This window comes from Roseovarius sp. BRH_c41, from assembly GCF_000961715.1.
In the GTDB taxonomy this organism is placed as follows: Bacteria; Pseudomonadota; Alphaproteobacteria; order Rhodobacterales; family Rhodobacteraceae; genus Roseovarius.
Window position 1 is genome coordinate 142,559 of the sequence record NZ_LADY01000050.1, and the last position, 19,835, is coordinate 162,393.

At 60.2% G+C, this 19,835-nt stretch carries 16 protein-coding genes, 1 pseudogene and 1 riboswitch; of the genes and pseudogenes, 4 read left to right on the forward strand and 13 right to left on the reverse strand.

Going from position 1 to position 19,835, the window contains the following annotated elements; translation table 11 throughout:
* Nucleotide 1: 1 nt before the first annotated feature.
* Genes VR71_RS15060 through VR71_RS15080 form a run of 5 tightly spaced genes read right to left on the reverse strand, consistent with a single transcriptional unit; the run spans nucleotide 2 to nucleotide 6,417 of the window.
* Nucleotides 2–631 carry a precorrin-8X methylmutase gene (locus VR71_RS15060; protein ID WP_045685447.1) on the reverse strand — a complete coding sequence of 210 codons (630 nt, stop codon included), beginning with the start codon at nucleotides 629–631 and terminating at the stop codon, nucleotides 2–4.
* Complete coding sequence (cobG, locus tag VR71_RS15065; RefSeq protein WP_045685450.1) at nucleotides 631–1,776, reverse strand: precorrin-3B synthase; 1,146 nt, start codon at nucleotides 1,774–1,776, stop codon at nucleotides 631–633. The genes VR71_RS15060 and cobG overlap by 1 nt, the downstream gene beginning before the upstream one ends.
* Nucleotides 1,773–5,015: a cobaltochelatase subunit CobN gene (gene cobN / locus VR71_RS15070; protein ID WP_045685452.1), complete on the reverse strand. Its 3,243-nt coding sequence runs from the start codon at nucleotides 5,013–5,015 to the stop codon at nucleotides 1,773–1,775. The genes cobG and cobN overlap by 4 nt, the downstream gene beginning before the upstream one ends.
* Nucleotides 5,016–5,024: 9 nt before the next feature.
* Nucleotides 5,025–6,059 carry a cobalamin biosynthesis protein CobW gene (gene cobW, locus VR71_RS15075; protein WP_045685454.1) on the reverse strand — a complete coding sequence of 345 codons (1,035 nt, stop codon included), beginning with the start codon at nucleotides 6,057–6,059 and terminating at the stop codon, nucleotides 5,025–5,027.
* A 1-nt stretch (nucleotide 6,060) separates the two neighbouring features.
* Entirely contained in the window at nucleotides 6,061–6,417 is a 357-nt protein-coding gene (locus tag VR71_RS15080; RefSeq protein WP_045685507.1) for a DUF1636 domain-containing protein, read from the reverse strand.
* Nucleotides 6,418–6,511: 94 nt separating this feature from the next.
* Nucleotides 6,512–6,749, reverse strand: a riboswitch (cobalamin riboswitch).
* 42 nt (nucleotides 6,750–6,791) lie between these two features.
* Here VR71_RS15080 and cobO point away from each other — a divergent pair.
* Together cobO and VR71_RS15090 are read left to right on the forward strand one after the other, a co-directional pair.
* Nucleotides 6,792–7,445 carry a cob(I)yrinic acid a,c-diamide adenosyltransferase gene (gene cobO / locus VR71_RS15085; protein ID WP_274560780.1) on the forward strand — a complete coding sequence of 218 codons (654 nt, stop codon included), beginning with the start codon at nucleotides 6,792–6,794 and terminating at the stop codon, nucleotides 7,443–7,445.
* 6 nt (nucleotides 7,446–7,451) lie between these two features.
* The gene (locus tag VR71_RS15090; protein ID WP_045685457.1) at nucleotides 7,452–8,897 is read left to right on the forward strand and encodes a cobyric acid synthase; all 1,446 of its coding nucleotides are present in this window, start codon (nucleotides 7,452–7,454) and stop codon (nucleotides 8,895–8,897) included.
* 108 nt (nucleotides 8,898–9,005) lie between these two features.
* Here the strand turns inward: VR71_RS15090 and VR71_RS15095 are convergent, their stop codons facing one another.
* The 3 genes from VR71_RS15095 to VR71_RS15105 form a co-directional block, all read right to left on the reverse strand.
* Nucleotides 9,006–9,920, reverse strand: a complete 915-nt coding sequence (locus VR71_RS15095; RefSeq protein WP_045685460.1) for a hypothetical protein — start codon at nucleotides 9,918–9,920, stop codon at nucleotides 9,006–9,008.
* Nucleotides 9,921–9,989: 69 nt separating this feature from the next.
* Nucleotides 9,990–11,348 (reverse strand): ISKra4 family transposase, encoded by a 1,359-nt coding sequence (locus tag VR71_RS15100; protein WP_045685462.1) that lies wholly within the window; start codon nucleotides 11,346–11,348, stop codon nucleotides 9,990–9,992.
* 13 nt (nucleotides 11,349–11,361) lie between these two features.
* Nucleotides 11,362–11,796, reverse strand: coding sequence for a hypothetical protein (locus VR71_RS15105; RefSeq protein ID WP_274560519.1), 435 nt, complete (start codon nucleotides 11,794–11,796; stop codon nucleotides 11,362–11,364).
* Nucleotides 11,797–12,088: 292 nt separating this feature from the next.
* Between VR71_RS15105 and VR71_RS15110 the strand changes: the two genes are divergently transcribed.
* Nucleotides 12,089–13,291 carry a Fic family protein gene (locus tag VR71_RS15110; RefSeq protein WP_045685466.1) on the forward strand — a complete coding sequence of 401 codons (1,203 nt, stop codon included), beginning with the start codon at nucleotides 12,089–12,091 and terminating at the stop codon, nucleotides 13,289–13,291.
* A gap of 212 nt (nucleotides 13,292–13,503) precedes the next feature.
* Here VR71_RS15110 and repC read toward each other — a convergent pair whose 3' ends face one another.
* From repC to VR71_RS15130, 4 genes are all read right to left on the reverse strand, one after another.
* The gene (gene repC, locus VR71_RS15115; protein ID WP_045685468.1) at nucleotides 13,504–14,559 is read right to left on the reverse strand and encodes a plasmid replication protein RepC; all 1,056 of its coding nucleotides are present in this window, start codon (nucleotides 14,557–14,559) and stop codon (nucleotides 13,504–13,506) included.
* A 238-nt stretch (nucleotides 14,560–14,797) separates the two neighbouring features.
* Nucleotides 14,798–15,766, reverse strand: a complete 969-nt coding sequence (gene repB, locus VR71_RS15120) for a plasmid partitioning protein RepB (RefSeq protein WP_274560524.1) — start codon at nucleotides 15,764–15,766, stop codon at nucleotides 14,798–14,800.
* On the reverse strand, nucleotides 15,766–16,965 hold the full coding sequence (gene repA, locus VR71_RS15125) for a plasmid partitioning protein RepA (protein WP_045685473.1): 1,200 nt from the start codon (nucleotides 16,963–16,965) through the stop codon (nucleotides 15,766–15,768). Before repA ends, repB begins: the two co-directional genes overlap by 1 nt.
* A 341-nt stretch (nucleotides 16,966–17,306) precedes the next feature.
* Nucleotides 17,307–18,215 (reverse strand): recombinase family protein, encoded by a 909-nt coding sequence (locus VR71_RS15130; protein WP_045685476.1) that lies wholly within the window; start codon nucleotides 18,213–18,215, stop codon nucleotides 17,307–17,309.
* A 244-nt stretch (nucleotides 18,216–18,459) separates the two neighbouring features.
* Between VR71_RS15130 and VR71_RS15135 the strand changes: the two genes are divergently transcribed.
* Nucleotides 18,460–19,509 carry a hypothetical protein gene (locus VR71_RS15135; RefSeq protein ID WP_045685478.1) on the forward strand — a complete coding sequence of 350 codons (1,050 nt, stop codon included), beginning with the start codon at nucleotides 18,460–18,462 and terminating at the stop codon, nucleotides 19,507–19,509.
* Nucleotides 19,510–19,682: 173 nt separating this feature from the next.
* Here the strand turns inward: VR71_RS15135 and VR71_RS25120 are convergent.
* Nucleotides 19,683–19,835, reverse strand: a pseudogene (locus tag VR71_RS25120) (MFS transporter); the annotation flags it as partial.

A 19,835-nucleotide genomic window follows, 5' to 3' on the forward strand; every position in this document is an offset into this window, starting at 1 on the left:
TTCATTCCTTGCGGCTGGCCAGCGCATTGACAGCGGCCACCGTAATCGCCGAGCCACCCAGACGCCCTGCAACAATCACCGATGGCACAGGCGGTGCAGCCATCAGCGCCTTTTTCGACTCCATGGCACCCACAAAGCCGACCGGACAGCCGATAATCGCCGCAGGGCGCGGGCAATCGGGGTCTTCCAGCATGTTAAGCAGATGAAAAAGGGCGGTCGGTGCATTGCCGATGGCCACTACAGCCCCCGCCAGATGCGGCCGCCACAGTTCCAGCGCGGCAGCCGAGCGTGTATTGCCCATCTTGGCCGCCAGCGTTGGCACCGCCGGATCGCGCAGCGTGCAGATCACTTGATTGGCGGCGGGCAGCCGCGTGCGTGTGATCCCTTCGCTGACCATATGCGCGTCGCACAGGATTGGCGCGCCTGCCTCAAGCGCTGCGCGCGCGACAATCGCCATACCAGGGGTAAAGCGGACATGCGCCTCAAGCCCTACCATACCTGCGGCATGGATCATCCGAACGACAACGATCTCTTCCTCGGGTGTGAATCGCGCCAGATCAGCCTCGGCGCGTATCGTGGCAAAGGATTGCAGATAGATTGCGGCCCCGTCGGTTTCATAGGTATGCGGCATCAGAACGAACCTTTCGCAATCACTTGGGCTGTTGTCAGGCCTCTGATATCAGCCGCATCCTGCGCGCAACCCCCTTGGATCAGGTCAAAGCCCTGCGGGGATGCGACCAAAGTAACATCCGCCCGCGTGGGATGAGCGCACCCCTTGGCGCAGCCCGATACATGAAGCAACTGCCCCTCAGCCAACTGCGGGGCAAGCTTGCGGGCTAGATCGCGCACGGGACCATGCGCCTGCAAACATCCGGGTGCGCCTGTGCAAGCCATAACGCGGCGCAACGGATCATCCGGCGTCACGATCAGCCCCGCGATATCCGGCAAAACCCTCAGCCCCTCGACCAGCAGCATCCGCCACGGCGTCACCCGCAGATCACCCAAGGCGGCAAGTGCTGTCAGCGTGTCAGCCTGCATCTGCCCGAAGGCAAAACCGACCAGCGCACCCTGTGCAACCAGTCCCGGTGCGGGGGATGCGGCCGCTGTCGCAGGGCGCACTGTCCCTGCCAGAATGCCCGCCGGCAATAAGCCGCGCCAGGCCAGTGCCGCCATCCGCCCGCGCCCATCTGTCACGCCGCCTGCATCTACAAACCACTGCGCCAAGGCTATTGCCAGCGCCGGAGCTTCGGCATCGGATACGCGTGCACCAAACTCCGACCCGTCACAACGCAGGATTAGCCCGCCATCCGCCGCGCGTTCTAGCCGGATATCGGCGGCAATATCCTGCATCACAGGGGCTGGCCCGCAGTCTACCGCAAAGCCGAATTTAGCGGGCAATGCAGGTGCGTCGCCTAGCGCCTGCCCCAGTCTTGCCGCTAGGTCATCGGTACCTGCATCCGAAAAGGGTGTCACCAGCACATTGCGCCGCGCCTCGGCCTGCGCGTCTGCATCTATTAGATCGAAGGCACGAAGATCGTCGATCAGCGGGCCGTGCGTCGCCTCGGACACGCCGCGCAACTGCACATTGCCGCGCGATGACAGATCAATCAGCCCGTTGCCATGCGCAGCCGCCGCCGCTGCGACCCCCGCCGCCTGCGCCTGAGTCAGCCGCCCACCACGTGGCCGCACGCGCACCACCAATCCGTCGCCCGACATCATCGGGCGCAAGGCTCCAGGGCACCAGCCCATCACGGCGAAATCCTTCGCGGCGCTCATGCATCCGCCTCCAGCGCAGCCGCAATCGAGTTGCGCCGCGTCACCCATAGCCCCGCACCGCGCAACCTGTGGAACACATCACGCATTGCAGCCAAGGCGGTAGGATTCTCGCGCTCCATGAAAGCCACCAAGTCCTCGCGGCCAAGAGTGGCCTCGTGATATGCATCAAATAAGTGCGGCGGCACGACGCCTCCCAGATGAGCGAAAGCAGCCATGTTCTCTAGCGTTGCGGTAATTTCGGCTGCTCCACGGAAACCATGCGCCATCATCCCGTCAGCCCAAGCCGGATTGCTGGCCCGCGCCCGCACCACGCGAGCGATCTCTTCGGTAAGCCCGCGCGCGCGCGGGCGGTCGGGCTGCGAGGCGTCCAGATGATAAAGCGCAGGCGCAGCCGCCCCGATCCGCGCCATGGCAGCGGCAAATCCAGCCTCATGTGCTGCATAGTCGCCCGCCAGCAGCAGATCACTTTCCGGCAGGTCTTGCGCATGCACAAAGCTGTCGGCCCCTTGCAACCGCGCCTCAAGCCCCGCGCGATCATCACGCGATAGCCCGTCCGCACCGATGGCCCAGCTTGACGCGGCAAGCCATGCCTCGCCCGCAGCCGCACGCGCCTCTTTTGTGAATTCGTCCATCGCAGCGCCCATTCCAAGGCCGTACTGTCCGGGCTTGGGGCCGAAAACGCGGGCTGCCTTGGCGCGGTAGGGGTTGAAATCATCAGCCTCGTCCCGTTCGGCCAAGGCCGCAGCCCCTGTTTCGAACATGGTCGCCAGCCCTGGAAACACATCCCGGAACAGGCCCGACACCCGCAATGTCACGTCGATGCGCGGTCGGTCCAGTAGCGCCAGCGGCACCACCTCGACCCCCGACACCCGCGCTGATCCCGCATCCCAGACAGGCGCCAGCCCCGCAAGATGCAGCGCCATCGCGAATTCCTCGCCCGCAGTCCGCATCGTGGCACTGCCCCAAAGGTCAATGACCAAGCCGCGCGGCCAGTCGCCGTGATCCTGCAAATGCTTGCGCAACACCTCTTCGGCCAGCTTGACGCCTTGGGCATGGGCCCCCCGCGAAGGCACGGCGCGCGGATCGACAGCATAGAGGTTGCGCCCCGTTGGAAGCACGTCCGAGCGTCCCCGCGCGGGCGAGCCGGATGGCCCCGCCGCCACACGCTTGCCCGCGAGCGCGCGGATCAGCCCGTCACGTTCCGCATCGCCACAAGCGCCGCGCCCCAGAACATGCAGCCCCTCTCCATATTGGCTTTCCTTAATATCGCAGACAAAACGGTCCAGCCGTGTCAGCGCCTCGGCAGGGCTTGCGCCTTCCGGCAGGCCAAGATCAGCCTCGACACCTGATGCCCGCGCTTCGCCCAGAATATCCCCGATCAAACGGTCACGCCGTGCAGGGTCCAGCCCGTCAGCGGTGGAAAACTCATCCAGAAGCCGCTCCAGCCGCTGCATCCCTGCCGGAATTTCAGTCTGCGCCAAAGGCGGCGGCAGATGGCCCAAGGTCAGCGCCCCAATGCGCCGCTTGGCCTGCGCCGCCTCGCCGGGGTCGTTGACGATGAAAGGATAGATGACAGGCAAGGTGCCGATCAGCGCCTCGGGCCAGCAATCGCCCGACAGGGCAACAGATTTGCCCGGCAGCCATTCCAGAGTACCATGCGCGCCCATATGGATCAGCGCATGCGGCGCTTGCGCCCGTAGCCAAAGGTAAAACGCTACATAGAAATGACGCGGTACCCGCGCGAGATCGTGGTAATCCCCGTCCCGCGTGACGACATCGCCGCGCTCTGGTTGCAGCGCGATCAGCGCATTGCCACGGCGCAGCGCGGCAAAGCGGAACACCCCGCCGGTGCAAGCCGGATCATCGGCAGGACCACCCCATGCCGCAAACAGATCGTCGCGCAAGGCTTGCGGCAAGCCCTCCAACGCTGCCAGATAATCGGCCAACGGCCAGTCCATCCGCGCATCCATCAGCGCAGCACCCAGCCCCGTCCCCGCCGCAACATCATAGCCCGCAGCCGCCAGATCAGCCAGCAAAGCCTCGGTCGAGGCCAGCGCATCCATACCGACAGCATGCGCCAGCTGATGTGCGCGCCCCGGATAGTTGGACAGAACAAGTGCCAGCCTCCGGTTATCTGCTGCCGTCACCGCCAGATCATGCCACGCCTTGATCTTGCCCACCACCACAGCCACCCGCGCCGCATCGGCACGGTGCGCGAAGCGCGAGAATTGCAAATCAGGATCGCGCTTGCCGGGGGATTTGAAGGATACAAGACCAGCAAACATGCGCCCGTCCACCTCGGGCAGAACCACATGCATGGCAAGGTCTGCAGGCGACAGGCCACGGTCCGACAAGGCCCAATCCTGCCTGCGCGCCGTGGACAAGGCCACCTGAAACACCGGACAATCCGCCATATCAAAGGGCGTTGTTCCATCCTCTGCGCGGGCAGAAAACGCTGTTGCATTCACAATCGCCACAGGCGGCGCCTGATCCAGCCAAGGGCGCAGCCAGTCGGCAAACCCCGCCGCCTTGAGCGACGGCGCGAAGACCCCGCAAGCCGCAAAGCCAGCGGCGCGCAATTCGCGGATCAACACATCCACGGGCGATGTATCCGCCGCTGTCAGGTAGGAGCGGTAAAAGCTTACCAGCACGAAAGGCCCATCCGCAGGCGGCGCGGCAATCACCCCCTGATCAGGATCATAGAACCCCATATCGGGCACGCGCTTGTTGCCGGGCACAGGCCCTGCATAAAGTCCCGCTGCAATGCACAACTGCGCCAAAGCCGCCTGCGCCGCCACAGCGCCACCCGCCTCGCACAACTCCGACAGACGCCGCAGGGTCGAAACCGGCAGGGTGGACAAAGCATCAAGCGCCGGATCGGGCCGCCCGTCCGCAGGCAGCACTGCCAGCGCAATTCCGCGCCTGCGCGCCAGATCCTGAATGGAGGCCAGACCGTAAGGCCAGTAAGCCTCCCCTCCGATCAGACGGATCAGGATCGCCTTTGCCCCCGAAAGGGTGTTCTCAATATAGGTATCGACCGAGACGGGATGTTTCAGCGCAACGATATTCTGCAGCCTAAGAGCTGGCAAAGCACCCGCTGCACGGTGCCAGCCCGCCGCGAACGCCCCGAGGTCACTGTCCGAGAAGGACAACACCACTAGATCGGCAGGGTCCTGCCCCGGATCGAACGGGGTTTCAGCCTCTTCCAGACCATGGGATTCGCGGAAGACGACGTGCATGATGTGCCCTTAGCCCTGCAAAACTCGGTGGATCGCGGCAGCGTCGATATTGTCATGCTCCGCGATGACAACAAGACGCGACTGGCGCGGGGTCTCTCCCCATGGACGGTCGAACTGATGGCGCACACGTTCCCCCACGGCTTGCAACAGAAGACGCATCGGCTTGCCCGTCACCGCGATATAGCCCTTCACCCGCAGGATATCCTGCTCGCGCGACAAACGCTGCACGCGGGCGACCAGATCGTCGATATCCGCGACCTCGTCCAGCGCCACGACGATGGAATCGAAATCCTCGTGCTCGTGGTCGTCATGACCGTCGTGATGGCTGGGGCGCGCATCCAAATCATCCTCGGCCGCCGCGTTCAGGCCGATGATCACCCGCGGATCGATCACACCGTCGGTCATGGCGATGATCGGCAGCTTGCGCGGCGTTTCCGCCTCGATCACCTTGCGCGCCGCCGCAAGACCGGCCTCGCCCGCCAGATCAGCCTTGGACAGCAGCACCACATCGGCGCAGGCGATCTGGTCCTCGAACACCTCGGAGAGCGGTGTCTCGTGATCCAGTGAGTCGTCCGCAAGACGCTGTGCATCCACCGCCGCCACATCGGGCGCGAAACGCCCCGCCGCCACCGCCTCGGCATCAGCCAGCGCGATCACGCCGTCCACGGTAATCTTGGAGCGGATCGCGGGCCAGTCGAACGCCTTCAACAGTGGTTTGGGCAGTGCCAAACCGGAGGTTTCGATGATAATATGGTCCGGCCGCTGCGGCATCGCCAGAAGCGCCTCGATCGTGGGGATGAAATCATCGGCCACAGTGCAGCAGATGCAGCCATTGGCCAGTTCGACGATATTCTCTTCGGGGCAATTCTCGTCCGCGCAGGCTTTGAGGATATCGCCGTCCACGCCCACGGTGCCGAACTCGTTGACCAGTATGGCCAGCCGCTTGCCCTGCGGGTTCTGCATCAGATGCCGGATCAGCGTGGTCTTGCCCGATCCCAGAAAGCCGGTGATGACAGTGACGGGGATTTTGGTCAGATCGGACATGTCAAAGCTCCATTTTGGGAAGGCGCGCAAGGCTCTGCTTGCGGAAGATCACGGGGCGTTCACGCCACGGCACGATACCGTCCTCGGTCTGTGCATAAAGCGCCGCGCCGCGCAGGATTTCATCGGTATCATCAGAGGTCATACGACCGTAGACATACGACCATGCGCCGGGCTTGGTCAGGGCGATGCTGCACCCGTGATCGCAGGCGGACAAGCATTCGACGGGGCGAATGGTCACACCTTCGGGCGCGGGCGCAGTCGACAGCGCCTCGAACAGTCGGGCACCGGCGCAAACCTCGCCCTCAAGCACCGGCTGGCCCGCGCGGCAGGTCATGCAGACATGGAGAACAGCACCCATCGCGTCACCTTTTTTGACTGCGGAAAACAGAGGCATGCGCCAACGGTCAGGCGTTATCGCCTGTGTCCGAAGGTCGCGGAACACCCCGTCCGCGCGTTTCAGTTCGTGCACTGGCAGGTCTCCCGGCTTGCGGATCTCGAAGCGGGGCTTGCACCTTGCTTCAGCGGTTCGCCCCCCTTCCCGAACCTTGCGGCCAGTGGCATGGGCGGACCTTTCCGGTCACGGTCGCGGGGGCGGCTGCGCTTCGGTCAGGCAACACGGGTGTGTCGCAAAACCTGTCGCATTCCCTTTTGGCCTGCCATAAGACAGGCACCAGCGCTCAATCCCCCTCATTTGACAGAAGGGCGGCGAGTGTCAAGAAAAAGGACAATACGATGTCAGATATTCAGAACACTTCCGCCGACAAACCAGCCCCCACATCCGAGGCGGAACTGGCGCGTCATGCCTCCAAGATGGCCAAGAAGAAAGCCGCCCGCGACCGGATGATGGCCGCTAAGGAAGGCGAGAAAGGGCTGATCATCGTCCATACAGGTGCGGGCAAAGGTAAATCCTCGTCCGGATTCGGGATGATCCTGCGGTCTATCGCGCATGGCATGCCCTGCGCCGTTGTGCAGTTCATCAAAGGTGGGTGGGATACCGGCGAGCGGCGCCTGATCGAGGGCCAGTTCACGGAGCTGTGCCAGTTCCACGCGATGGGCGAAGGTTTCACATGGGAAACGCAGGATAAGGCGCGCGACATTGCCGCAGCCCAAGCCGGATGGGAAAAGGCCAAATCCCTGATCCGCGATCCCGAAATTCGGTTTGTGCTGCTGGACGAGATTAACATCGCGCTGCGCTACGACTATCTGGATATCGACGAGGTGCTGACCTTTCTGTCCGAGGAAAAACCCCCGTTGACGCATGTCTGCCTGACTGGCCGCAACGCCAAGGAGGCGCTGATCGAGGCCGCCGATCTGGTGACCGAGATGACGCTGGTCAAGCATCCATTCCGCTCCGGCATCAAGGCCCAGCCGGGCGTGGAATTCTGATCCCCGATGCCCGCGATCATGATTCAGGGCTGCGGCTCGAATGTCGGCAAATCCATGCTGGTGGCGGGGGTGTGCCGTGCAGCAGCCCGCCGTGGCCTGTCCGTGGCGCCGTTCAAGCCGCAGAACATGTCCAACAACGCTGCCGTCACCGCCGATGGTGGCGAGATCGGACGGGCGCAGGCCTTGCAGGCGCTGGCCTGCGGGCTGGAGCCGGTCACGGATATGAATCCGGTGCTGTTGAAACCCGAGTCCGAGGTGGGCGCGCAGGTGATCGTGCAGGGCAAAAGGCTGACCACGGCACGGGCGCGCGATTATGCGGCGCTGAAGCCCAAGCTGATGGCCTCGGTGCTGGACAGTTTCAACCGCCTGCGCGACACCTATGATCTGGTTATCGTGGAGGGCGCGGGCAGCCCGGCCGAGGTGAACCTGCGTGCCGGTGATATCGCCAATATGGGCTTTGCCCGCGCCGCCGATGTGCCGGTGATCCTGACCGGCGATATCGACCGTGGCGGCGTGATCGCGCAGGTCGTGGGCACTCAGACGGTGATTGATCCGGCTGATGCTGCAATGATCAAAGGATTTATTATTAATAAGTTTCGTGGCGATCCTCGTCTGTTTGACGATGGGTATGTCATGATCGAGCAGATTACCGGATGGCGCGGTTTCGGCGTGGTGCCGTGGTTTGTACGAGCCAATCTGCTGCCCGCTGAGGATGCGCTCGATCTGGCCTCCGGCCCTGCCACAGACGGCGTGACCATAGCCTGCCTGACCTTAAGCCGGATTGCCAATTTCGACGATCTGGACCCGCTCAAGGCGGAACCCGGCGTCAATCTGGTGATGGTGCGCGCAGGTCAGCCGATCCCCGGTGATGCGCGTCTGGTGATCATTCCCGGATCAAAGTCGACTCGCGGCGATCTGGCATTTCTGCGCGCGCAGGGCTGGGACATAGATCTGAATGCCCATGTTCGGCGCGGCGGGCATGTTTTGGGCATTTGTGGCGGCTATCAGATGCTGGGGCAAAGCGTGAGTGACCCTGATGGGATCGAAGGCCCTGCAGGCGAAACATCTGGGCTAGGCCTGTTGAATGTAGCCACCGTGATGACGCCGAACAAGCGCCTTTCACGCGTGAAAGCGACCCATTCCGCCAGCGGGCTGGAAGTGGCGGGCTACGAGATCCACATCGGACAGAGCAACGGCCCCGATTGCGCGCGCCCTTTCGCCCGGATTGAAGGGCGGGCCGAAGGCGCTGTGAGTGCAGACGGACGCATCATCGGGAGCTATCTGCACGGGTTGTTCGCCTCGGACGCGTTTCGCGCCAACTTTCTCTCCGCATTGGGCGTAAATGCCTCGACACTGGCGCACAGCGCACTAATCGAACAGACGCTGGATGCGCTGGCCGATCACGTAGAGGAGCATTTGGATGTTGAGGGTCTTATAGATTTGGCGCGTTAGATATTCACATAGCGCGCCGCATTGCGTCGCGGTGACGGTTCGGGCTCAAGGCGTCGATGAACAGCGAGCCGCCAACTACAGCTTCGAGCTGTAAGCGCGCCACTCTTACTAAAAGGCAACGCGGAATCCCATAATAGCTGCTGTATCCTGACGCCCGGTGATATGACCATGGTTAAACGCATGGATAGCGCCAACAAAGACCTCAGCGCTTTGTCCCATGGGTGTTCCATAAGTAATCGATAGATCAATTTCCCGGGCTTGCGGTGCATAGTTGATCCCTAAATCTTGGTAAGACACACCACCTGCGCTGCGAGCAGCCGGTAGCGCAATTTGAGTGCTACCGGAGGTGACAGCGATAGGCATAGATACTCCGAGGCTCAGCCGGTCCCCTTTCCGCAACACACCAGTTTGTCCAGCCTCTACACGCATGGCATTGAAGCGCACATCCGAAGTGTTTGACATCCCGATGCCTGTGGAACCCGGCGACATCCCAAAGGTTCCGCCAAGTTCTATGAAGCCGGCTGATCCGATCTTTTGTGAAAAACCCACTTCCAATGCCGCAAAAGTGGAACTTGTTCCTTCCAAGCCAGGCAGCACCGAACCGTCATCGCGGCCAAGGTTCAAACCAATGAAAATCGCGCCGCCTGCTGCTTCAAACGATTTGCCAATTGAAGCAACAGCAGCAGGCTCAGATCCGTCCCCGGCGGTTGACCCATGTGCAGTGTCGGGACTCAGCATAGCCAATTCGAATGTATCATGTGTCAGAGTGATATCAGCTCCACCGTATTCTTGCATCAAACTGTGGCGGGGTGCATTGCCGAACATTGCGCTCCACAGCTTTTCAGAAACGGGAGCGGCTGGCGCCATAGCCGCAAGTGCCGTACCAGGCATGGTAAAGTCGCCACCCAGTAAATCAGTCACGAGCACCGGAACAGCCTCCAAGCTGCGGGTGATCGCATCACCTGTCGCACCTCCTCCATTGATGAGCGGTTGCTCAACGCTGAGCGCAGTGCCATCTGCCATCTGCCATCGTTGCAACCGGGGTCCCAATGGGCAACAGGGCTGCGCGGGGGAGTGGGCAAAACTTGGGGGTCATGCGGCTGCTCTTTGGTAGGCTCCGGTTAGCCGACCGTCGAGAACGGCGGCGCGGACAACAGCCACGCGGTGGGCTCCATTGGGCGACCATCTCATGCGGCGGCGCTTGCCCATGCGGGTGTTCCCGATGTCGTCCACGCAGCCCTCTGCCCGGGATGAAGAAATCGGAAAACCCGTGCGGTACCGCCGACCATAGTCGGTCAGGCTGTCCATGTTGTTCGCAAGGTAGGAATAGAGGTCCGGGCACCGGGCTTGCACGCGTCGGGCTGCTTCAGCCGCCATGCGATCATCTGTATTCAGCCGCGTGCAATCGACGATCAACCATTGCAGACTGGTCGTGGCCGTTAGAACTTTCCCATGCCAAAGGTACCATCGCAGTGTTTCGGCCGGACGTTTGAACAACACTGGAATGCCGGAGAAACCCCTGCTCTGCAGCAGGCCTTTTACGGCGTTCTCGACGTGCTGAATACGCATCGAGATATGCCACCAGTCGAGGATGTGGCGGACCTTTCCATCGACGGCATTGCGGACGAGGTTTGGCAGGGCTGGTTCCCCGTCCGAAATTACCGTGACGGTTTGTTCGTGATCCCAACCGAGAGCCCTCAAGTGCTGGCGAAGCTGACTGGCAGGTGACAGGACCGCCTGTTGCACCAAGCCGAAGCGACGGCACCTATCGTGGCCTTCAATTTTACCGACCACAACATCGAGGTGTCGCTTCTGATATTCCGGCCTGCATCGGATATGCGCACCGTCCAGGAAAACCGTCAGCGCAGGCGCCTCTTCGGCGGCTGAAGGAACCAGCGGCTCATTCTGCTCGCTGTCGCAGATTTCCCGGGCAACTTTGCCCAGTCGATTGCGCACCGATGTGTTCACCTGCTTCGCGCAAGGCAGAAAGGTTTCCAGAATACGCACCGCTTCCCGAAAGGAATGACGCGCTCCAAGTTCGGCTTGAAGGCGTCGCAGTTCCGGGGTCGATCGATCCGGGAAAAAGTGAGCGAGAGGCGAAAGCGGTCCGCCCAAGACAACATCGGATTTTGCATTGCAGGCGCAACGCCGAATGCGCGGCGCTTTGACCTCGAACCTGCCGAAGAGTGTGTCGAGCACCCGCGACCGATAATCATGTATAGCCCGGACCCCGTCGCAGTCCGGGCAGATCCGGCTGGCTTCGGAAATTTCCTCGATCTGGTCGTGCAGGATCGCACTTTGCAATTGCCCCAGGATCGTCTTCGCATCTTCGAGCAACAACCCGAACCCCTCAGGCTGCGTGCGTCGAAACGGGCGGGACAAACGGCCGAGACGATGCCTCTTTGTGGTTCCGTTCTCAAAGGTCGTCTCGACAATAATCCGCACTTCCATGGCAGTTCCCTTCTCAATGAACCACCAACATACACAGACACCCCCAAGTTTTGCCCACTCCCGAACTGCTAGGGCCCCAGGGTTCAGGGTCGACCGATCCGTCCCGCGCCACCCGCGGCAGGTTCGCGAAGGTGATAACATCGGTGACGGGACGAATATCGATGAACGGGGTTCCTCGTGCGACCGCGAGGGCGGCCAAGGGAAAGCGCTCGATCGGCGCGAGGGTCGAGACGGTGGTCCAACCGAGATGGATGAACGTGCCGCCCTCTCCGCAGATCACATGGGCATTCGGCAGCGTCGCCGCCTGCCTGAGATAGCCGAGATCACGCAGGACGGTCTCGCGCTCGAGCTGCAGTGCCTGGCCCGTCTGGCCGGTTCGGCGTAGTTCCTTGTGTCGCCACCACGAGGCAGCGGTCGCGCGTAACACGCGCAAGACACCTGTTTGCATCGGAATGCCCTTCATCAGGAAAGACAGACCGGAATCCGGCCCGGACCCATCTGAGGGACCCCAAAGGCCCTCATCCGTCAGTCACACAACCCGAAGAACACTTTCTCTTTTTCCGGCCCCTTTGGGCACACAGCAAAACCGAAAAGCCCGGCACATCTGCGGAAGCCATTGATTTCATGCAGCAATTCTAGATCGGCACCCAAGATCGGCAACGCATATCGGCAAAACCTTGCTCAAAAGTACGAAATGTGTTTATTTTTCAATTACTTTGCAAACATGGAAGATCGGCAAAATGCTGGAAACACCCGCCAGGATCGAACCCTGCTTCTTCGAGGAGCATATTCCTACAGAACTGGCAGACCTTTCGGTCGACATCCAGAGGGAAGCCACCGGGCTGGGACAAGGGCTGCATCCTGACAGCGCCGCCGAGCTTGCCGATCTCGTCCGTGTGATGAACTGCTACTACTCCAACCTGATCGAAGGACACAACACACGCCCCCGCGACATCGAAAGGGCGCTGGCTGGTGCCGAGCTTGAGGAAGAAACCCGTCCCCTCGCCCTTGAGGCCCGGGCGCACGTCATCGTTCAACGGGCCATCGACGAGATGCATCGCAAGGGCACCCTGCCCCGCCCCACATCCGTCGAATTCCTGACTTGGGTCCATAAGAGCTTCTACGACGAGATGCCGGATGAGTTTCGGGTCATCGAACATCCCGACGGCACACAAGAGCCCATCGTTCCGGGACGCATGCGCCAGGATGATGATCGGGAAGTTGCGGTCGGGCGCCACCTACCTCCTTCATCGTCGCGCGTCGCGGCATTCATGGACCATTTCGACAAACGATTTCAGATTGCGGCGCGGTCTTCGAGCGGACGGATCATCGCGATCGCCTCTGCGCATCACCGGCTCAACTACATCCACCCTTTCCCAGATGGTAACGGCCGTGTCAGCAGACTGATGTCTCATGCCATGGCCCTCACAGCGGGGATTGGTGGCCAAGGGCTCTGGTCCGTATCACGTGGGCTGGCCCGCGGGCTAACCGATCGGGGCGAGTACAAACGGATGATGGATCTGGCTGACAGTCCACGCCGCGGAGACCGCGACGGACGGGGGAACCTGTCAGAAGCGGCACTGAAGACGTTTAGTGAATGGTTCCTAAAGGTGACGCTCGACCAGATCACCTTCTCAGCAAGATTGTTCGATCTCGGCGGACTTGACCAACGGTATCGTCGTCTTGTTGCAGATACCATCGATGACAAGCGAGCGCCGGAACTAATCTCGGCGGTTCTTCGGCATGGGGCACTGGAACGAGGCGATGCGCAGATTGTGCTCAAGACGTCCGAGCGTACTGCTCGCAACACGCTGAGTAAACTGACCGCCGCCGGATACATGACGTCCGCCTCGCCGAAGACGCCGGTTCGGTTGGCGTTTCCGTTGGATTATCGAGAGCGGCTCTTTCCAAACCTCTTTGGAGACGGTGACCTCCCACAATAACTTTAGGCATTTAGGGTGTAATGCCTGGCCGCCGATTTCTTCCATGGGCGGCCAGATTTTCATCAAGACTTGCTCGTGTGTCACTTGTCCACCGCGGTGGACATCTGCTGGTCTGAGATGAACTGAAGAACCACCACGCGCCGCTAGGTGCGTTTGGACAGTTTTGGTTGCCACAAGCGCCGCTTCTCGTTCGAAGTCCACCGCGGTGGACATTAGACAGTTCGCTCATTGTTTTCGGACAGTCGCTTGATCAAAGCTAATGGATCAAATTGGTTTTGCCTTTGACCCAGGGTGATACTGTGAAAATACGCTCCAAAATCCCTGATGCGTTTTCCAAGCTGTAGCATGATGAAGATCGCGCATGACGCTTTCTGAGCTCCTACAGCATTCTTGGCTTTCTCGAAAGTCTCTGGGTGAATGCCCATCATGGGTGCAAGTGTTCGAGCATGGTTTTCAATGTCCAACCAGTTTCTAAGTCTCTCTGTGGAGAACAATGTCGCCTGATCGCAGACTGAGGTCAGCAAGTCTGGTTTCAGGGCTTCATGGCCTATGTTGCTATCTAAATCTTTTTCTTCTTCTTCAGACTTAGATTGATGCCGGACAGTTTGTCCGTCATTGGCGGGCAATTTCATAGTTTCAGGTGGGTCATCCGGGGTAGACAAACTCTGGCATTCTGTATCTGTATTGGCGAGCAGAGCGTGGTATTCGGGGAGGCTCAGCTTCCTGCGTAGAGCTTTCCGTGCGTGGTTGATGAATGCGTTGCTAGGATCGTGCTCTTCCAAATGGGCGAGCTTTGTAAGGATCTGTTTGCGGACAAATATCCGATCTCGCCGGTTATTCTCCATCTCTTGCGCGATGGCTATAAGCTCGCTCGCACGTTGGAGCAGGGGGGTGAGAGACAATCCATAACTGATGCACTCCCCGCCGGATGAGCGAACGCGGTAGCGCTTTCGGTTCGAGCTGTCGTTGCGCTTGATGAGTCCAAGTTCAACGAAGCGGTTGATGTGCCTGCGGAGTGTCCGTTCGTCGATTCCGCCAACGCGCTGGCAAAGTGAATTGTTAGACGCAAAAACCGTTTCGCCATGGCCAGGTTTCAGAAAACTGAGCATTGCTTGAAGTGTCTGTATGTGGCCAGGACGTAGACCAAACACGCTGCGTGCATCTCTCAGGGCTCTGAAGATGGTCCAGACGTCGGTTTCAGATGGGGGAAATGAGCCGCGGGTTGCATCAGCACCGGCGGCTTCGATCGAGAGTTTTGTAAATGCCATGGCTTGTTCACGACGACCGTTCGGCCCACAACTTCCCCGTCTCTTTCCTCGAATTTTCGCGGAAAAAGGCAAAAAATATCAGTCCACCGAATCGGTGACTCTTGACCGGTATGCTGGAGGTTGCTACATCAAAGATGCTAATCAGATGATGAGGGCTCTCCAGGGGAAACTTTGGGGGGCTCTTTTCTTTCGGGTCTTCGCTTTTCTCCTCTGCTCGTGTTGCTCTGTGTGGCTTGGGTTAGGACCCAGAGCCTCTCTCATTCCGCCACTGTACGAAGAGTTGCAAAAGCGTAGCTTCCGCGTGCTCTTCGAGCCATTGGCCGAATTCTGGATTGTCCTTCTTGGTGACCTTGAGCGCGATCGCCTTCTCATCGATTGTCAGCGTGCCCAATGAACTGCCGTTCTCATCATTGATGACCGAAGTCAGCCCACGATTGGGTGGCTTCTTGTCGCTACGTGCTTTGCTCGAGCACGCCGAATAGACCGCTTGGAACTTTTCGGAACTAGGAGTGTCGTCGGGCAGGGCGGCGAGCGCCTCTTTGGCGATGTCCACCAAATCTACCTTCACCGACAAGGCAGCTAGATCACCCCACTGCCGCCGGCCGATCCCATGTGCTGGCCCGATGAGTTGAACAAGACCGTCTGGCAGTTGTTCTATGACGACCCTGTGGTTGGATACGCCTTGCCGGGTCAGACCTAGAGCATCTTGAATGACACCGGATTTGTACCCGGATTCTTGCATCTCTTTGATAAAAATAGACTTTTCTATAAAAGACGGATCAAGCCTGAGGTTGTTCTCCTGGCCTTGAGCGATCAGAGATGCGTCATCGTCCAAGGTTCGAACAATTGCCTTGACCGTTCCACCGACCTTACGGATCGCCGCAAGCCTGCGGCGGCCGTAGATGATGCGGTATCTGTCCGGTTGGGCTGATGGACGGACCATGATGGGCACTTGTTGGCCATGCTTGCGAATGCTCTCGGCCAACTCATCGATACTGGAATCTTCCAGCACCAACCGATCGCGCAGCCCATCCATGTCAATCTGATCGGGTTCGATATCGCGAATCGAGTTTGCTGTGATCTCGCGCAAAGAGTCGCGCAATCCTCCAACAGATCCCGGCAGCTTTGCCGCTTTTGGCGGGGTAGGGGAGGGGGCTCCGCTCTCCGTCTCATTCCTTGGAGGCTGGTTGAAGATGTTTCGGGCCATCAGCGACGCCCCCATGCCATTTGGATCGTCTGCTCTAGCTCATCGCCAACGCCATTCACGCTGGTCAGGGCGCGATCAATTGTCTTTCTGATGAATTGGCTTGGATCGACTTCGTAGACGGTCTGCTGGGTCATCCCCGCGTCGGAGATCGCCGTAGACTTCAGCATCGGCTCTGTCATGACCTGACCTGCCAGAATTGATCTCAGGTAGCCTGCCATTTGGGTCTGCGGACCGTCCGACGGTTCATATCTGGTAATCAGGAATTTGACAAAATCCCATGTGACACGCCGACCGATGGCTTCCTCCACGGCCTTGACCGTTTCTGAAGCAAGCTTCAGGAATTGGCTCATGGATGCGATGTCAAGCATACCAGGTACCACGGTAACCAAAAGCCCCGTCGAGGCTGCCAGCGCAGTCAGGGTTAGAAACCCAAGCTGAGGCGGGCAGTCGATCAGGACGATGTCGTAGTTTGCCTCAACCTCTTCAAGCGCCAAGGCGAGGCGCTCTGCAAAGATGGGCTGTACGCGACGGGCGAGAGCGTTTGCGGTCTCGGTTTCGTACTCCGAGAGCATCAAACCGGCGGGCACCATGTCGAGCTTATGGAAGTAGGTCTTTTGGATGACGTTCGAGAGAGGAACTTGGTCCTCATATCTCAAAGCATCATAGATTGTGCCGCCATCGGCGAACTCAAGCTCGGGCCGAAAGCCGAAAAACGTAGTCAAACTTGCTTGCGGATCGAGGTCTAGGACCAGCACGCGGTAACCGCGCAAGGCATACCTTTGCGCAAGATGAATCGTTGCAGTAGTCTTTGATGAACCGCCTTTGAAGTTGACGACGGATATCACCTGGAGACGATCGCCATCACGTCGACCTGGGCGGTAGCTTTCTGCGTTCTTTCCAGTGCGTCCAAGAACATCGCGCAACTCATCAATCTCTTGGGCTGTGTAGAACCGGTGTCCGCGGTTGTCTGTATGCACTTCCGGGAAGCTGCCGTCCTTGTGCCGGTTGCGCAGGTTAGATGTGCTTACGCGCAGGAGGCCGGCAACTTCGGTGGAACTGAAGCGGCGTAGGGACTTTCGTTCTTCGGGTTCGAAAGCGATCTTCATCTGGCGATCCAAAGACTCAGCCAGATTGTCGGCAAATGCTCCGATATCGGAAGAGCCTATGCCTTGCGTGTATCCAATGTTACGATAATCCATGTCCTGCCGCCCACTCTCGGCCTCTGTTGAGGCTCTTAGTCATTCTGACGGCGTACAGCGTGTCTGACGCGTTTTGCCGTCAGAATGGGAATGCCACGATCCAGTGAGTCCGGCAAGAAGAATCTAAATGTAGTGTGAAAGTTATCCACAACACCTATAGGTGTTGCAGCGTAAGAAACTCAGCAAGTCATTGATATAGATATATTAAATGCAGATCTAACCGAATCGAGCCGCTACTCTGTTGAGTTGGCACATTAGCAGCTAACCCCAAGCAACTAATGGCACTTTCTGCCTCCTGCGGAGTTTTCTCCCGGTGAAATTCTTTGGATTCGGGTCAGAAGCTACATCTGATCTTGGCTCGATTCGTACGGCATGAGGCCAAGTCGTTCCGCCCGCTCCAACAGCATTTTCACCGAAGACGGCTGCCATCTTGTTCGGCCACGGGGCGTGCGTTCGCGCATAGATTCCAGCCGTTCACAGATAGCTTGAAGCGTGATGTCGGGATCTGCGCCCTTGATGCCAGCAATAATGGCGGGCAGGCGATCGTCCGTTTCGCGGCGCCCGGCGCGGGCCAGCACCTCGGTAGGCAGGAAGCCGTCGCGGACATAGGCCTTCACAGCGCGCAAGAGCCGGCTTTGGGTCCAGCGACGCGCCTCGGGCAGGGGGCCGTTGATGATGCGCACAACGTCTTCCCAGGCCAAGTCGGGGCGCAACCGGCGCACATGGGGCACCCAATCTTGTGCCGTCTCGTTCAGACGCTCCATGTAGCCGTCTTGCCGCGCGAGCCGCACCTTGCGTAGCGCCGCTGGATCGCGGGCGCGTAGGCCCGGGTTCCCGCCGACCCGGCCCTTAGTACGGGCACTCGCCAGCCCCGCCTTGGTACGTTCGCGGATCAGCGCCCGCTCAAACTCGGCCGCGGCGCCCAGAACCTGAAGCGTGAACTTGCCTTGCGGGGATCCGGTGTCGATCGGGTCCTGAATGGAACGAAAGAACGCCCCCTTGGCCTCCAGCCGTTCGATCACCTCCAGCAGATGCGACAGCGACCGCGCCAGTCGGTCGATCCGAACGACGACCAGCGTGTCGCCTTTGCCGATGCGTTCCAACACCCGCGCCAACACCGGCCGCGCACGATTGCCGCCCGAGGCCTGTTCTTCATGGATCTCGGCGCAACCCGCGGATTTCAGGGCCTGCGACTGGGGCAGGGGAGTCTGATCTTCGGTCGATACGCGGGCATAACCGATCAGGGGCATCAAAACAGTCTTTTTGCAGTTTCATACATCGCTACTAAACGACCGTTTGTAAACGAATGCAAGGGCGTGCACTGTGGCGCTGCTCAGCAGAGAACCCTTGGTTTCCATACGCTGAGCGCGATCAGCGAGCTCTCGCAGACCATCGCGCGCCCGTGCTATATAGGGTGTGCAGGCGCACCCTGACAAAACACTTGGGTAAAATGCAAAAGTGCCGTATTTTGCACACATGAAGACTCAAGTATCTATGCAGTATGATAGTTTTTACGATCCTCTAGTGGATGCGATGGGGCTTGAAGAGACGTCTGAGGACGACCTGTGGTTCCTGCCCGGTCCGATAGAAGAGGAGCCGGATTTTCTGCCGCCCAGACCAAGGGCAGAGTTGCGTGAAACTGAAGTCCTCGACGATTGGCGATGCGCTGAGGCGGGCAGTGCCGCCCGTCTTGCCCGCGTGGCTGGCCGGATCGGCGCGCTGGACGACCGGCTGCGCCGTGGCCCGAAAGGTTGGCGGCACAGGCTCGCGCTGATGGAGGCGGCAGACCTCAGCTGGTTTGTAGGCGACCGAATTGGCCCGGATCGGCTGGCGCTCTGGAAATCCATGCGCTTGTCCGGCGTGCAGGACGACACCGCGGCGCTCGCGCGTGTCGGATGGGCAGTGCGGCGTCTTACAGGCGGCCCTGGACCGGAAGTGGACCTGTCCGCCTTCCTCGACCGCCGCGACCCCGAGAACCTCGGCGTCGAAGCCGAACCCTTCGCGGATCGCGCGGGCGGTTGGCTCGATCTCATGGCGCAAGCCGCCGATCTTCACCCAATCACGCGCGCTTGCATGGGCTTCCATCTCTGGAGTCTCGCGGGCCTCGGGCAGCACGGCGACCGGATGGAAGCGGCGGTCACAGCCGCACGGATCGTGGCCAGTGAGGGCAAGGGGGCACTCTTCGCGCCTTTGGCCATGGGCGGGGCAGGAGGATTGCGCTTCGGTGGCCCACCCGCTGACCGTCTGTCTCGTTGGCTTGACGGGATGGAGACCGCATGCCTGACCGCAATGCGTCACCTCGATGATATCGAGGCATGGTCGGCGAGGGCGGAAGCCGAGATGAGCCCGCTTTCAGGCCGCACGCCCCCGGCCTTGTGCGCGGTACTTACCGAATGGCCGCTCGTGTCCGCTCCGATGGCCGAGGCCCTGATCGGCGCCAGCCGGGCTGCCGTCCAGCGCAACCTTGCTTGGATGGAAGCGCGTGGTCTGATCCACGAGATGACGGGGCAGGGGCGGTATCGGATGTGGAGGGTCGCAACTTAAGCCGTGCTCTTTGTCGGGGGGCCGACAGTTTATGTTAGAGTCAACGCTTCTGTCCGCCAAACTTGCAGAGAATTCGCGCATCTAGCCCAGTTTGACGAATGTTGCTCGAAGCACGAATGTCCGCACAGATGAAAACGAACCGCCCGTGTCCAGTCTTCGTCTCTTGCTGCGGCTTATAAATGCGTGGCCCAGCGAGGATGGCTCTCGTCAATGATCAAGGCATGGCTGTGCCTGCGATGTCCCCTTAGGTGGGGATGGTCGAGTGGCAAATTATCGTGGGTGTGCTCAAGCTCAACGGGATCGCCGGACGGCCAGAGTTTCAGCGC